The organism is Pseudomonas putida (genome assembly GCF_025905425.1).
Taxonomy (GTDB): Bacteria; Pseudomonadota; Gammaproteobacteria; order Pseudomonadales; family Pseudomonadaceae; genus Aquipseudomonas; species Aquipseudomonas putida_AF.
The window spans coordinates 5,774,766-5,789,656 of sequence record NZ_CP109603.1; the positions used below are offsets into that span (position 1 = coordinate 5,774,766).

Here is a 14,891-nt window from a genome sequence, read left to right on the forward strand (position 1 = left end):
GTCGCTGTGCTGGCAGGGTTGGCACACCTGACGTATTCTTAACGCATCTCGCTCGGGGCATTTCTGCCTCCCTTTTTTTCTGTAACGTCTGACTCGGAGTTCGCCGACATGGCTGCTGCTTGGGTGCGCCTGTGCGCGTTGGTATTGATTGGTGTGTCCAGCGGCGCCGCGCTGGCAAAGGACAAAACGCCCACGGCCATTGTGGTCGGTGGTGGCCTCGCGGGCCTGACCGCAGCCTACGAGCTGCAGAACAAAGGTTGGCAGGTGACGCTGCTGGAGGCCAAGTCAGGCATGGGCGGCCGGTCTGGCCTTGCAACCAGTGAGTGGATCGGCAACGCCAAGGCCCAGCCGGTGCTCAACCAGTACCTAGACCGTTTCAAGCTTGAAACACTGCCCGCGCCGGAATTCGTGCGTACGCCGGGCTACCTGATCGACGGTGAGTATTTCAATGCGACGGACCTCGCCACCAAGCAGCCTGCCACTGCCGAGGCGCTCAAGCGCTATGAGAAAACCCTCGACGACCTGGCCCGCTCGATCGATGACCCGCTGAACCCTCAGGCGACCAGCACGCTGTTCGCCCTCGATCAGATCAACGTGTCCACCTGGCTGGACAAGCTGCAATTGCCGACCACCGCGCGTCAGCTGATCAACCAGCAGATCCGTACCCGTTACGATGAGCCGTCGCGCCTGTCGCTGCTGTATTTCGCCCAGCAGACTCGGGTGTACCGGGGTGTCAGTGACCGTGACCTGCGTGCCGCCCGCCTGCCGGGCGGCAGCCCGGTATTGGCCCAAGCGTTCGTCAAACAGCTGAAGACCATCAAGACCAGCTCGCCGGTCACCGCCATCGTCCAGGACAAGGACGGCGTCACGGTCAAGGTTGGCAGTGTGGGCTACCAGGCCGATTACCTGGTCATGGCCGTGCCGCTACGCGCCCTGGCCAAGATTCAGATGACCCCGGGCCTGGACAACCAGCACCTGGCGGCGCTCAAGGGCACCAACTATGGCTGGCGTGACCAGCTGATGCTCAAGTTCAAGAAGCCGGTGTGGGAAAGCCGGGCGCGCATGTCTGGCGAGATCTTCAGTAACGCGGGCCTGGGCATGTTGTGGATTGAACCGGCACTCAAGGGTGGCGCCAACGTGGTGATCAACCTGTCCGGCGATAACGCCCGCCTGTTGCAGGCGTTCGGTGACAAGCAGATGGTCGACCAGGTGCTCATCCGCCTGCATGCGTTTTATCCACAGGCCCGTGGTGCGTTCACCGGGTACGAGGTCAAGCGCTACAGCACTGACGCCGGCACCGGTGGCGCCTACCTGGCTTATGGCCCAGGGCAGATCAGCAAGTACTGGCGCCTGTGGGAGCGCCCGGTGCAGCGCATCAGCTTTGCCGGTGAGCATACCGACGCCCTCTACCCAGGCACCCTGGAAGGCGCCCTGCGCAGCGGTCAGCGCGCTGCCGGCCAGGTTCAAGACCTGCTTGCCGGCAAGTCGTTCGACCCGGCCAAGGCTGTGCCGGTTGCGGCAGCAGCAGCGGCGGGCGCCGCGGCGGCCAAGGATAAGGGTGGGTTCTTCTCCAACCTGTTCGGTGGTTCTTCCGACAAGAGCAACAAGGCGGAAAAAGCCCCGGCCAAGGCCGAGCCGGTGAAGGAAGAGGCCAAGCAGGACAAACCAGGTTTCTTCTCGCGCCTGTTTGGTGGGGCTGACAAGCCTGAAGTGAAAGCCCAGCCGATTGCCAAGGCTGATGAAGTGGCCCCTGCACCGGCTCCGCAGGCCGCTCCAGCCCCGGTTGCGCCGGCGCCTGTGGCCAAGGAAGCAGCAGCCAAGCCTGCTGCTGCCAAACCTGCCGCTACCAAGGCAGCCCCTGCCAAGCATGCTCCGGTACACAAGCCGGCGGCAAAACAGGCGCATAAGCCTGTCGAGGCGAAAAAAGCCACGGTCAAATCGGAACCCGCGAAGAAGCCTGTGGCCAATACTCAGGCCAAGGCGGGTTGATTGACTGTACCGGCCCCTTCGCGGGCAAGCCCGCTCCCGCAGGGATCGTGCGGCTTTAGAAAATTGAGCAAGACAGCTGCTCCCACAGAGTCACGCCGCTTTTGTGGGAGCGGGCTTGCCCGCGAAGGCGCCGGTACTGGCAACTTGAGTGTCCCCTACTATCGTTAATGTTTCCTTAATAGGAAGCTTCCACAATATCCATCGTATTTTTCGATAATCCGAAGCAATTTTTTCCGCTTTTATTCGATACGTTACGCGTTAGTCTGTGCACAGCTTTCACGGGGAAACACGCCAACATGCAACTGCGCAATTCATCTTCTCGCTACGGCGTGGTCAGCATCATCCTGCATTGGGGTGTCGCGCTGGCCGTCTTCGGCCTGTTCGGCCTGGGGCTGTGGATGGTCGGTCTGGACTACTACGACCCGTGGCGCAAATCTGGCCCAGATCTGCACAAGAGCATCGGCTTGGTGTTGCTGGCAGTGATGCTGCTACGTGTACTCTGGCGTTTCATCAGCCCGCCACCGCCCGCGCCGGCCAACCATGGGGCACTCACCCGCATGGCCGCCAAGCTGGGCCATCTGGCCCTGTACGTGGGGCTGTTCGCGGTGATGATCGCCGGTTACCTGATCTCCACCGCCGACGGCGTCGGTATTCCGGTGTTCGGCTTGTTCGAAGTACCGGCTCTGGTCAGCGACCTGCCCGATCAGGCGGACCTGGCTGGGGTGATCCATCTTTGGCTGGCCTGGGGCCTGGTGATTTTCGCCGTCCTCCATGCCCTGGCAGCATTGAAACACCACTTCATTGACCGTGACGCGACCCTGATCCGCATGCTGGGCCGCAAAGCTTGACTCTCAACCTCAATTGCAAGGAATAGAAAGGATGTTGAAAAAGACTTTTGCCGCTCTGGCGCTCGGTACCGCTTTGTTCTCCGCAGGCCAGGCCATGGCCGCCGAGTACAAGATCGACAAAGAAGGCCAGCACGCGTTCGTTGACTGGAAGATCAGCCACCTGGGCTACAGCTTCATCCACGGTACGTTCAAGGACTTTGACGGCAACTTCAGCTGGGACAGCGCCAAGCCTGAAGCGAGCAAGATCAGTGTCGATCTGAAAACTGCCAGCCTGTGGTCGAACCACGCCGAGCGTGACAAGCACATTGCCAGCAAAGACTTCCTGGACGTGAAGAAGTATCCAGAAGCCAAGTTCGTATCCACCGCCGTCAAATCGACCGGCGACAAGACCGCCGACGTGACCGGCGACCTGACCTTGCACGGTGTGACCAAGCCGGTCACCTTCAAGGCCACCTTCAACGGTGAAGGCAAGGACCCATGGGGTGGCGAGCGCGCTGGCTTCAACGCCACCACCACGCTGAACCTGAACGACTTCGGCATCAAGGGCCCAGGCGCGACTTCGCAGACCCTGGACCTGGATATCAGCGTTGAAGGCGTGAAGCAGAAGTAATTCGCACTACCTGCAAAAAAAAACGCCGCCCTATTGGGCGGCGTTTTGTTGTATGGGCTGGTATCAGCTCTTACGGGTCAGCAGCGCTGGGCGCTCACTGCGTGGGCGGCTTGGCAGGTCGTCCAGTTGCTCAGGCGTTGGGTAACGATCGAGCTTGGACTCCTTGCGGATGATGACCGGCTGGCTCTGTGGCTCACGCGAGCTACGCACTGCCGGTTCTTGACGCGCAGCATCATCGCGCGAAGGGCGGCCGCGGCCACCGCCATCACGGCGTGCGCCGCCGCCATTGGCGTTACGCGGTGGGCGTTTCTCGCCGTTGGCGTTGCGTGGTTGAGCGCCACCATTATTGCTGCGACCCTGGCCACCGCTGTTGCTGCGCGTGCCAGCACCTTGGCTCTGGCTTTGACCTGCGCCAGTGCCAGTGCCGCTGCCAGGACGACGGTTACGCCCCTGGTTTTTGCCTTGGTACGGGCTGACGTAGTCGGCGCGGTTGCCGAAGTTGTCGACGTCATCGTCCAGGAACTCATCCGGAGCACGGTCGGCCTGCGTTTTTGGCGCGCCGTTCTGGCTGGCTTGCTGCTGGCGTGGCTTGTTGTCACGCGGCTTGCGCTGCTGCTGCGGCTTGTCGCCAGACTTTTCCTTGTCGGCCGGCTTGTCGGCAGCGTGCGGCTTGGCCTTGCCTTTATCCTTGCCTTTGTCCTTGCGGCCACCGTTGGCGTCTTTGCCGCCTTCGCCGCGTGGCTGGTTGCGACCGCCACGGCCGGTGTTCTGCGGGCGTTCGCGAACTTCCGGCTTCTCGGCCTCTACCTGGCTTGCGTCAAAGCCCATCAGATCACCGTCGGCAATCTTCTGCTTGGTGACGCGCTCGATGCTCTTGAGCAGCTTCTCTTCATCTGGCGCGACCAGGGAAATGGCCTCACCTGAACGGCCCGCACGACCAGTACGGCCGATACGGTGGACGTAGTCTTCTTCGACATTGGGCAGCTCGAAGTTGACCACATGGGGCAACTGATCGATGTCCAGGCCGCGGGCGGCGATGTCGGTGGCAACCAGTACCCGTACAGCGTTGGCCTTGAAGTCGGCCAGGGCTTTGGTGCGAGCGTTCTGGCTCTTGTTGCCGTGGATGGCGGCGGCGGTCAGGCCGTGCTTTTCCAGGTACTCGGCCAGGCGGTTGGCGCCGTGCTTGGTACGGGTGAAGACCAGTACCTGCTCCCACGCACCCAGGGTGATCAGGTGGGCCAGCAGCGCACGCTTGTGGCTGGCAGGCAGGCGATAGACGCGCTGCTCGATGCGTTCGACCGTGGTGTTCGGCGGGGTGACCTCGATGCGCTCCGGGTTGTGCAGGAGCTTGTCGGCCAGGTCGGTGATGTCTTTGGAGAAGGTTGCCGAGAACAGCAGGTTCTGGCGCTTGGCCGGGAGGCGGGCAAGGACCTTCTTGACGTCGTGGATGAAGCCCATGTCGAGCATGCGGTCGGCTTCGTCGAGGACCAGGATTTCCACATGGGACAGGTCTACCTTGCCTTGCCCGGCCAGGTCGAGCAGGCGGCCAGGGCACGCCACGAGGACATCGACGCCTTTGGCGATGGCCTGGATCTGTGGGTTCATGCCGACACCGCCGAAGACGCAGGCGCTGACCAGCGGCAGGTCACGGGCATAAACCTTGAAGCTGTCATGCACCTGGGCAGCCAGTTCGCGGGTCGGAGTCAGGACCAGTACGCGGGGCTGGCGTGGGCCATGGCGCTGCGACTTGTCGGGGTGGCCACCCGGGAACAGGCGCTCCAGGATCGGCAAGGCGAAACCGCCGGTTTTACCAGTACCTGTCTGCGCAGCGACCATCAGATCGCGGCCTTGCAACACGGCGGGAACAGCCCGCTGTTGCACCGGAGTCGGCTGGGTATAGCCCGCAGCCTCGATAGCGCGGACAAGAGCCTCGGAGAGACCGAGGGAAGCAAAGGACATGGGCAATCCTGTTCTCGTGTGGGCTGGGCCCGTAGGGATGTTCTGCCTGGCGCGACGGGCATCGGTGAGATGCGATCGCGTCCGGTCCAGCTTGGCTTTCACTGCACATCCAGGAAACGGAGGGCTGACGCGGTAAGGCGTCGTTGCCGATCGGGATGCCTGTTGCTAGGCCGAGCGTCCGGGCGTAAGCCTGGCGGGAAGGCCCGAGTATAACAGAGCTATCGCGACGTGCTGCTTTCCTGCTGCTCAACGGCGTTGAGAATGTTTCCAATGTCGCCTGTGTAGCGGTTGTTGATGGCTGCGTAGGCGGGTTCCTGCTTGAAGCGCTGTAACTCTTCGGCGAACGCCTGGGCCAACGCCTCTCGTCCGGGTTTACGGGTCAGCCCCAGGTATTGCGCCTGTCGGCTTACCACCAGTGGCAGCTCTTCGACCTGCTTTTCCAGGCCCAACTGCTGCATCAGGTAGCGGCCAACCCTGCGGTCGGTAATCAGTAAATCGATTCGGCCAAGCATCAGCTTGCCGAAGTTGGCTTCATGGGTAGGGGCCGCTTCGCGGCGAAAACGGGGCGAGTCGTTAAAAAGCGCGCCGTATGTGTAGCCGGGCGATGTACCTACGGCCAGCCCCGCGAGGTCGTCCAGCCCGTTGACGGCATGGCGGCGGGCGCGCGCCTGAAACAGCACGAACTCGACATCCGACATGGGCTCCGTTGGGTAGATCAGAAAAGGCTTGCGTGTGTCGATCTGAAAGATATCCACAATACCGTCGGCCAGCCCTTGCTCGATCATCGCCAGGCAGCGCTTCCACGGTAGGAATTGCCATTCCACTTCTACGCCCAGGCGCCTGAACACCTGGGTGGTGACTTCGTAGTCGATGCCTCGGGGCTGGCCGTCCTGCAAGTAGACATACGGCGCCCAGTCGTCGGACACCAGGCGCAGGCGTTCCGCCAGGGCCAACGGGCTCAGGCAGGCGAGCAGCAGGATCCAGAACAGGCGGGTGATGACGGACATGGCCCGCAGATTACGCGCTCGGCCTGCTCAAGGCCAGTGAAGAGCGGCCTGTTCAGGCCTGCGTCGACCCGAGCAGATGCGCTTCGATATCCTTGCGCCGTTCCCCGAGCGAAAGACGCAGGCCAGGGTGACGCAGGCACTGGCGCAGTTGCTCGGGTTCGATGCGGCCATGGCGCGCATTGAAGTTCTCCAGGGCTTTGTCCCACCAGGCCGATGCGCAGGCGCGGTCGAACTCATTGGGGTAGGGGTAGCTGCCATAGAGCAGTTCGCGGGCAAATTGCCGCGCTTGGCTGGGCAGGGTCAGGCTCAGCGCCTTGAAGCCCAGCCGGTGCAGGGTCGGGGGCCGTGGCAGTTGATCGTTGACCCGCGCAACATCGGCCAGCGCAGCCTCGCACAGCGGCGCGTCACCGTGCTTGCGCAGCCAGGCCTGGATCTTGGCGCGGAACTGGGCCTTGCGGCTCCAGTAGTGGTGAATGACGTCGGTGCATTCGGCCAGTTCCAGTTTGCGGTAGGCCGCCACTGCCAGGCAGAACTCTTCGAGGGTATAGGCCTCGCGGGCCAGCGGGTAGAACTCGTCCATCATGGCGATGGAGTGCTCCAGCGTCAGCGCGTCTTCGGCGGTGAGGCCGATCACACCTGAGTTGATCAGCGGCATCTGGCAGTCGGCCAGGCCCCGAGCCTGGAGGAGGGTCAGCAGGTTCTTGTACAGCAGGCACTTTTGGTTCGCGCCGTAGCGCGCGCCGATGGCGTTGCACAGCAGATGCCCAGGTTTGACCCGCTCGAACAGCCGCATCGGTGATTGCCTGAAGAACGTGTCGGTGTCGATCAGCACGGCCAGCGAATGATGCTTGAGCACCTGCTGGAGCAGCACATGCTTGCTGCGAAAGTGGTAGCCGTGGGGCGCGTTCCACGCCTTGCGCGTGGCTTCGTCGAGCAGGTGCAGCGTGACCGGAAGCTTGGCATAGGGCTGCGGGTTGTCGGTGTAGACCTGGATGTCGAGGGTCTCGCCTGCCGACCGGTCCAGGTGGGCAAGGGCACTGACGATACTGAAGCAGGCTTCCTGATGATAGGTGGCCGGGCCGAAAGCCAGGTAGACGAGCTGAGGGCGCGATGGCTGGGAATGCTGCATGTCAGGCAAGACCTGTTTAACCGGAAAATAAATAAGGCCTTAGTCTATGACCAAAGCCTTAACTATTTCTTAAACAGAATATTGCCAAGAAGTTTCAGCGAGGCAGCTTCAGGTTGTTCCAGATCGCGAGGCTCGCTTCGGCTTGGTTCAGCGTATAGAAGTGCAGGCCCGGTGCGCCGCCTTGCAGCAGTTGCTCGCACATGCGGGTGATCACTTCTTCGCCGAATGCCTGAATGCTGGCGGTGTCGTCGGCATAGGCTTCGAGCTGCTTGCGGATCCAACGTGGAATCTCGGCGCCACAGGCGTCGGAGAAGCGTGCCAGCTTGCTGTAGTTGGTGATCGGCATGATGCCGGGCACCACCGGGACCTCGACGCCCAGTTTCTGCGCGCGCTCGACAAAGTAGAAATAGCTGTCGGCGTTGAAGAAATACTGGGTGATGGCGCTGTCGGCACCGGCCTTGACCTTGTGCACGAAGTTGGCAAGGTCGATCTCGAAATTGCGGGCCTGCGGATGCATCTCCGGGTAGGCGGCCACTTCCAGGTGGAAGTGATCACCGGTTTCCTGGCGGATGAACTCGACCAGGTCACTGGCGTAGCGCAGCTCGCCGCTGGCCATGCCCATGCCGGAGGGCAAGTCGCCGCGCAGGGCGACGATGCGTTTGATGCCCGCTGCCTTGTATTCGGCAAGCAGGGCGCGCAGCTCTTGCTTGGTGTCGCCGACGCACGACAGGTGCGGTGCGGCAGGCACCTTCACTTCGCTCTCCAGCTGCAGCACGGTATTGAGCGTGCGGTCGCGGGTAGAGCCACCGGCACCGTAGGTGCAGGAGAAAAAGTCCGGGTTGTAGGCGGCCAACTGGCGGGCAACGCCCATCAGCTTTTCGTGACCGGCATCGGTCTTGGTCGGGAAGAATTCGAAACTGTAGCGGCGTTCTTGTGACATCTCTGTTTCCTCAGCTGCAAGCCATGAGCCGCGAGCTGCAAGTAAAAGCCAGGGCGGTGGGGGCCGGCCTGGCTCGGGCATCGATCAAGATTCAACGACTACAAGCGCCAGGCGGCAGGCCGCCTGGCGCTTGTCGCTTAGTAGCGGTAAGCGTGCGGCTTGAACGGGCCTTCGACAGTCACACCGATGTAGTCGGCTTGCTGCTTGGTCAGCTGGGTGACGACGCCGCCGAAACCACGGACCATTTCCAGGGCCACTTCTTCGTCGAGCTTCTTGGGCAGCACTTCAACGGTCAGGCGTTCGGCTTTCTTCTCGGCCGACAGGTCGGCGTACTTCTGCTCGAACAGGAAGATCTGTGCCAGCACCTGGTTGGCGAACGAGCCGTCCATGATGCGGCTTGGGTGGCCAGTGGCGTTGCCCAGGTTGACCAGGCGGCCTTCGGCCAGCAGGATCAGGTAGTCGTCGTTCTGCGGGTCGAAGTCGCCAGCGCCGGTACGGTGGATCTTGTGCACCTGCGGCTTGACCTCTTCCCACGCCCAGTTCTTGCGCATGAAGGCGGTGTCGATTTCGTTGTCGAAGTGGCCGATGTTGCAGACCACGGCACGCTTCTTCAGGGCCTTGAGCATGTTGGCGTCGCAGACGTTGACGTTACCGGTGGTGGTCACGATCAGGTCGATCTTGCCCAGCAGGGCCTTGTCGATGCTGGCTTCGGTGCCGTCGTTGATACCGTCGATGAACGGCGAGACCAGCTCGAAACCGTCCATGCAGGCTTGCATGGCGCAGATCGGGTCAACTTCGGTGACCTTGACGATCATGCCTTCCTGACGCAGCGACTGGGCCGAACCCTTGCCCACGTCACCGTAGCCGATCACCAGGGCTTGTTTGCCCGACAGCAGGTGGTCGGTACCGCGCTTGATGGCGTCGTTCAGGCTGTGACGGCAGCCGTACTTGTTGTCGTTCTTGCTCTTGGTGACCGAGTCGTTGACGTTGATCGCCGGGACTTTCAGCTCGCCCTTGGCCAGCATGTCCAGCAGGCGGTGCACGCCGGTGGTGGTCTCTTCGGTGACGCCGTGGACGCGGTCCAGCACGGCCGGGTATTTCTTGTGTAGCAGTTCGGTCAGGTCGCCGCCGTCGTCGAGGATCATGTTGGCGTCCCATGGCTGGCCATCCTTGAGGATGGTCTGCTCCAGGCACCACTCGTACTCTTCTTCGGTTTCGCCTTTCCAGGCGAACACTGGGATGCCGGCGGCGGCAATGGAGGCAGCGGCCTGGTCCTGGGTGGAGAAGATGTTGCAGGACGACCAGCGCACTTCGGCACCCAGGGCAACCAGGGTTTCGATCAGCACGGCAGTCTGAATGGTCATGTGGATGCAGCCCAGAATCTTCGCACCCTTGAGCGGTTGCTCAGTGAGGTACTTGCGACGCAGGCCCATCAGTGCAGGCATTTCCGATTCGGCGATGATGGTTTCGCGACGGCCCCAGGCGGCCAGGGAGATGTCAGCGACTTTGAAATCGGTAAAACCAGCAGGCGTGTTTACAGCGCTCATGAGAGCCTCCATTCGTAGTGTGCGAATGGGCGCCGTTGTGCGTTGAGCGTCCGCAGGAGCGGACAACGCCCCATCCGAGCCTGACAGGTCTAGCCTGCTGCAGCGCCCCTCGGACAGGTGGCGGGCATGGCCCCGCTGGGGGTGACCATGTAAAACGGCACAGATTATAGCCGCGACCGGGAGCTTCACCCAAGGTTTTCTGTCGATTAATCGAGACGATAGTCGATGTTCAATGGAGCGGTAGCGGCGGCTCTGCCATCATGAGTGCACGTTAGCCAAGCAGGTCAGGAGTACAGATGAACTTTCACACCCGCAAATGGGTAAAACCCGAAGACCTCAACCCCAATGGCACCCTGTTCGGTGGCAGCCTGTTGCGCTGGATCGACGAAGAGGCGGCCATCTACGCCATCGTCCAGCTGGGCAACCAGCGCGTGGTGACCAAGTACATGTCGGAGATCAACTTCGTCAGTGCTTCGCGCCAGGGCGACATCATCGAGTTGGGCATCACCGCCACCGAATTTGGCCGTACCTCGATCACCCTCAAGTGCGAAGTGCGTAACAAGATCACCCGCAAGAGCATCCTGACTGTCGATAAGATGGTCTTCGTCAACCTCGGCGAAGATGGCCTGCCGGCGGCGCATGGGCGTACCGAGATCAAGTACGTGCAGGACCAGTTCCCGGACTCGGCAGTCGAGTAGACATTTCGGGGCCGCAAAGCGGCCCCGGCAATCTCAAGGTTGGGCGCTGACCTTGCGCACCACCCGGCCGATGCTCAGCCCCTGCACCAGGATCGACGACAGCACCACGATGTAGGTGATCGACAGCAGCAGGTCACGCTCTTCGCCCAGTGGCAGCGACAGTGCCAGCGCTACCGACACGCCACCGCGCAGGCCGCCCCAGGTCAGCACCCGCACAGTCCCTTTGGGCACCGGGCGCCAGCGCCGCAGCAGCACGATCGCCGGCGCTACGGTCAACAGCCGTGACAGCAATACCGCCAACGCCAGCACGCCACCTGCCGCCAGGTGCATCCAGTTGAACGGCAGCAGCAGCAGTTCGAGGCCGATCAGCGCAAACAGCAGGGCGTTGAGCATGTCATCGATCAACTCCCAGAAGCCGTCCATGTAGCGACGGGTCATGTCGTTCATCGCCAGGTTGCGCCCCATGTTGCCGATGATCAGGCCGGCCACCACCATGGCGATCGGTGCTGAAACGTGCAGTTCATAGCACATCGCCGAGCCACCGATGACCAGCGCCAGGGTCAGCATGACCTCGACCTGGTACTGCTCGATACTTTTGATCATGCGGTAGGTGGCGTAGCCGATCAGGCCGCCGAACACCACGCCGCCAATGGCCTCGCGGGCGAACAGGATGGCCGTGTCATAAACACTGGGGGTTTCGCCGAGCTGGATGATGCCCAGCAGCACGGTGAACACCACCACCGCAGTGCCATCGTTGAACAGCGACTCGCCAACAATGGTGGTCTTCAGTGGCTTGGATGCATTGGCGGTCCGCAACGCGCCGAGTACGGCAATCGGGTCGGTGGGCGAGATCAGCGCGCCGAACAGCAGGCAGTAGATCAGCGGCACCTGCCAGCCGAACATCGCGAACACCCAGTGCGACAGGTAGCCGATAACCACGGTGGCGATCAGTACGCCAATGGTGGCCAGCAGGCCGATCGGCCAGCGGTAGCTGCGCAGGTCCGAGAGGTTGACATGCAAGGCACCGGCGAACAGCAGGAAGGCCAGCATCCAGTGCATCAGCAAGTCGTTGAAGTCGATCTGGTTCATCAGGCCTTCGACGCGCTCTTCCAGGCCAGGGAAGCCAATCAGGCTCAGGCCTTGCAGCATCAGCGAGAACAGCAGTGCCGTGACCATCACGCCAATGGCGGGCGGCAGGCCGATGAAGCGGTAGTTGACGTAGGTGAGGAGGGTGGTGAGGCAGATAAACGCGGCAACTAATTCAAGCATCCCGAATCCTGTAAAAATGGCTTCCAAGTCGTAACCCGAATGGCTCGGGCAGTTCTTTGATGACCTGGCGAGGGCTTCGGGACACACCTTTGACCGGAATTGTTGGAATCATTCCGAGTAAGGATGTATCTGGGCTGCCATGTGCTGGGCTTGAGTTGTGCGTTGGTTTTTACATCGAGCGCCGCCCGCGCGGCGCTCGATCTCATAAGCGCTGAAGATCTTTCGACCTGCACATACCAGACTGCTCCCTTCTGAAGGCGATATATTCATGCATCAATAACGTCACAAGGACCTGAAGGCGTGTTGGCAACTTCCCTGGTATTGGTCGCCGCCCTCTTGCATGCGACCTGGAACACCCTGATCAAATTCAGTGGCGAGCGCCTGTTAGTGATCGCCAGTATGGACACGGTTGCACTGGCCTTTGCCGTGCTGGCTGTCGCTTTCGTCGAGGTGCCTCCTGCCGAAATCTGGCCCTGGTTGGTCGCCTCGGCGCTGGCCGAGCAGCTGTACCGCTACCTGCTGATCCAGGCTTACCGCGTTGGTGACCTGGGGCTGGTCTATCCTCTGATGCGCGGCCTGTCGCCGCTGGTGGTGCTGGGGTTGACCCTTGCCTTTGCCGGGGAATCGCTGAGCCAGCAGCAGATCATCGGCATTCTGCTCATCCCTTGCGGCATGGCGTGCCTGCTGTGGCAGGGGGGAGGTGGTGATCGTCTGCCCTGGTCGATGCTGCCGGTGGTGGCGCTGATTGGCCTGTGCATCGGTTGCTACACCTGGTTCGACGGCCAGGCGGTGCGGTTGTGGGGCAAGCCTTGGGACTACCTGGTATGGCTGACCTTGCTCAGTGCCTGGCCATTCCCGTTGCTGGCCAGTGTGGCGCGGCGGGCACCGTTCGTGCTGTTCTGGCGAACCCAGTGGCGGCTGGGCTTGGCCGTGGGGGTTTGTGTGTTGTTCAGTTATGCGCTGGTGCTATGGGCCATGCACCTGGGCTCGGTGGCCGAGGCGGCGGCGCTGAGGGAGTTGAGCGTGATCTTGGTGGTGCTGCTGGGTATGCGCTACCTCAAAGAACCTTTTGGCGGGCCAAGACTCCTAGCTTGCGGGCTGGTGCTGGCAGGCATGCTGGTAATGAAGCTCTAACCTGACTATTGAACAAGGAATCCTGTCCATGACCGTTGCCCTGTGGTGCATCCTGATCGCGCTGGTACTGCCGCCGCTTTGTGCATTGATCGCCAAGGTAAGCAGTGGCCGCTTCGGCCTCAAGGACAACCACGATCCGCGTGCCTTCCTCGACACGCTATCGGGCCTGCCACGCCGTGCCCATGCGGCGCAGCAGAACAGCTATGAAGCGTTTCCGGCGTTTGCGGCGGCGGTGCTGGTGGCCGATATCGTCGGCAATGCCGAGCAAGTGACGCAGGACGTGCTGGGCGTGATGTACATCACCAGCCGGTTGCTCTACATCATCTGCTACCTGGCAGACTGGGCGGCGTTGCGATCAGTGGTGTGGTTTGCAGGGTTGGCGCTGATCGTGTCGTTTTTCGTGATTTCCATCTGACACCGAGGTGCTTCTTCGCGGGCAAGCCCGCTCCCACAAGGATCGTGCATCCTTCAGGGTTAGCACGATTACTGTGGGAGCGGGCTTGCCCGCGAAGAGCCCAGCCTCGATCAAGGCACTTTCGGTACTTCAGGCAGCGGTTTGCCTTTAGGCCAAAGCATCCAGATCTGCCCTTGCTGTTTCATGTTCCCGGCCAGCTCGCCCGCTTCAGGCCCGGTCCCCCAGAACAGGTCTGCGCGCACCTCGCCGGCAATGGCACCCCCGGTATCCTGAGCCCCAACAGGCCGCACCACCGGCGTACCATCCGGGCGCGTGGTAGACAACCAAAGCAGGCTGCCCAGTGGAATCACCTTGCGGTCGATGGCCACGCTGTACCCTGCGGTCAGCGGCACGTTGAGTGAGCCGCGCGGGCCTTCGTTGCTGTCGGGGCGGGTGCTGAAAAACACGTAGCTGGGGTTGCTGGCCAGCAGTTGCGGTACCCGCTGGGGGTTGGCCTGGGCCCAGGCATGAATGCTGCCCATGCTGACCTCTTCCTTCTTCAATTGGCCCTGTTCCACCAGCCAGCGACCGATCGGCCGATAGGGGTGGCCATTCTGGTCGGCATAACCCAGGCGCAGCTGACGGCCATCTTCCAGTTGGACCCGGCCCGAACCCTGGATCTGCAGGAACTGCAGGTCCATCGGGTCGGTCAGCCAAGCCAGCACCGGGGCCTTGACGCCCTCACGGTTGATGACTTCGGCAGTGTCGTAGGGCTTGAGCACCCGGCCATCTAGGCGCCCACGCAGGCGCTTGCCCTTGAGCTCCGGATACACGCTGGCGAGGTCGACCACGATCATGTCGTCGGGCACGCCGTACACCGCGACGTGGTTGGTTTCAGTCGGTTTCAGGCTGCCTGGGTAGACCGGCTCGTAGTAACCGGTGATCAAGCCGTTGGCGTTGTTTTCGGCCGAACGCAGCCCATAGACCTGCAGGTTTTGCTGCAGGAAAGCGCGTATTTGCAGGGCATCGTCGGGCACGTTGGCAGCGGCCTCACAGGTAGCGGCCCAGACCGCATCACGCTTGAGCTTTTCGCAGCCATTGCGCCACGCGTGGAAGCCGGCTACCAGGTCGGCGTCGCTGACGCTGGGCAGGTCCTGCCAGGTGGCATTGGCGTAGGTGGCAATGGCATGGGGTTCAGGCTTGGCGTTCTCGCCGCCGTTGCAGCCGGCCAGCAGGGCTAGCGCCGGGAGTGTCCAGGCCAGGTGGCGCAGGGCAGATTTCATGAGTGGATTCCTGTCATGGACGAACATGAAGCTTCGCCCCTGTTTTTTGTATGGCTATTGGTCTTTGGCCCGTGGGCAGCGATA

At 61.9% G+C, this 14,891-nt stretch carries 13 protein-coding genes and 1 riboswitch; of the genes, 6 read left to right on the top strand and 7 right to left on the bottom strand.

All coding sequences use genetic code 11. The annotated features are described in order from the left end of the window. The first annotated feature begins 108 nt into the window (after window positions 1-108). The 3 genes from OGV19_RS26005 (at window position 109) to OGV19_RS26015 (ending at window position 3,447) form a co-directional block, all read left to right on the top strand. Window positions 109-1,989 (top strand): flavin monoamine oxidase family protein, encoded by a 1,881-nt coding sequence (locus OGV19_RS26005; RefSeq protein WP_264311277.1) that lies wholly within the window; start codon window positions 109-111, stop codon window positions 1,987-1,989. Window positions 1,990-2,285: 296 nt separating this feature from the next. Further along, window positions 2,286-2,837: a cytochrome b gene (locus OGV19_RS26010; RefSeq protein WP_264311278.1), complete on the top strand. Its 552-nt coding sequence runs from the start codon at window positions 2,286-2,288 to the stop codon at window positions 2,835-2,837. 31 nt (window positions 2,838-2,868) lie between these two features. Continuing rightward, the gene (locus OGV19_RS26015) at window positions 2,869-3,447 is read left to right on the top strand and encodes a YceI family protein (protein WP_264311279.1); all 579 of its coding nucleotides are present in this window, start codon (window positions 2,869-2,871) and stop codon (window positions 3,445-3,447) included. Window positions 3,448-3,510: 63 nt separating this feature from the next. Here OGV19_RS26015 and OGV19_RS26020 read toward each other — a convergent pair whose 3' ends face one another. From OGV19_RS26020 to ahcY, 5 genes are all read right to left on the bottom strand, one after another. After that, window positions 3,511-5,406: an RNA helicase RhlE2 gene (locus OGV19_RS26020; protein ID WP_264311280.1), complete on the bottom strand. Its 1,896-nt coding sequence runs from the start codon at window positions 5,404-5,406 to the stop codon at window positions 3,511-3,513. A 218-nt stretch (window positions 5,407-5,624) separates the two neighbouring features. Next, the gene (locus tag OGV19_RS26025) at window positions 5,625-6,413 is read right to left on the bottom strand and encodes a substrate-binding periplasmic protein (RefSeq protein WP_264311281.1); all 789 of its coding nucleotides are present in this window, start codon (window positions 6,411-6,413) and stop codon (window positions 5,625-5,627) included. Between the two features lie 52 nt (window positions 6,414-6,465). Continuing rightward, the gene (locus OGV19_RS26030) at window positions 6,466-7,542 is read right to left on the bottom strand and encodes a hypothetical protein (RefSeq protein ID WP_264311282.1); all 1,077 of its coding nucleotides are present in this window, start codon (window positions 7,540-7,542) and stop codon (window positions 6,466-6,468) included. A 94-nt stretch (window positions 7,543-7,636) separates the two neighbouring features. After that, window positions 7,637-8,482: a methylenetetrahydrofolate reductase [NAD(P)H] gene (gene metF / locus OGV19_RS26035; protein WP_264311283.1), complete on the bottom strand. Its 846-nt coding sequence runs from the start codon at window positions 8,480-8,482 to the stop codon at window positions 7,637-7,639. Window positions 8,483-8,619: 137 nt separating this feature from the next. Further along, window positions 8,620-10,029 (bottom strand): adenosylhomocysteinase, encoded by a 1,410-nt coding sequence (gene ahcY / locus OGV19_RS26040; RefSeq protein ID WP_264311284.1) that lies wholly within the window; start codon window positions 10,027-10,029, stop codon window positions 8,620-8,622. A gap of 20 nt (window positions 10,030-10,049) precedes the next feature. Next, a riboswitch (S-adenosyl-L-homocysteine riboswitch) is annotated at window positions 10,050-10,146 on the bottom strand. Between the two features lie 179 nt (window positions 10,147-10,325). Here ahcY and OGV19_RS26045 point away from each other — a divergent pair. Beyond that, entirely contained in the window at window positions 10,326-10,727 is a 402-nt protein-coding gene (locus OGV19_RS26045) for an acyl-CoA thioesterase (protein WP_012274534.1), read from the top strand. A 33-nt stretch (window positions 10,728-10,760) separates the two neighbouring features. Here the strand turns inward: OGV19_RS26045 and OGV19_RS26050 are convergent, their stop codons facing one another. Continuing rightward, entirely contained in the window at window positions 10,761-11,996 is a 1,236-nt protein-coding gene (locus OGV19_RS26050) for a cation:proton antiporter (protein ID WP_264311285.1), read from the bottom strand. A 300-nt stretch (window positions 11,997-12,296) separates the two neighbouring features. Between OGV19_RS26050 and OGV19_RS26055 the strand changes: the two genes are divergently transcribed. Next, on the top strand, window positions 12,297-13,130 hold the full coding sequence (locus OGV19_RS26055; RefSeq protein ID WP_264311286.1) for an EamA family transporter: 834 nt from the start codon (window positions 12,297-12,299) through the stop codon (window positions 13,128-13,130). Between the two features lie 28 nt (window positions 13,131-13,158). Further along, window positions 13,159-13,545: an MAPEG family protein gene (locus tag OGV19_RS26060; RefSeq protein WP_264311287.1), complete on the top strand. Its 387-nt coding sequence runs from the start codon at window positions 13,159-13,161 to the stop codon at window positions 13,543-13,545. A gap of 110 nt (window positions 13,546-13,655) precedes the next feature. Here OGV19_RS26060 and OGV19_RS26065 read toward each other — a convergent pair whose 3' ends face one another. After that, entirely contained in the window at window positions 13,656-14,807 is a 1,152-nt protein-coding gene (locus tag OGV19_RS26065; protein WP_264311288.1) for a murein transglycosylase A, read from the bottom strand. Between the last annotated feature and the right edge of the window lie 84 nt (window positions 14,808-14,891).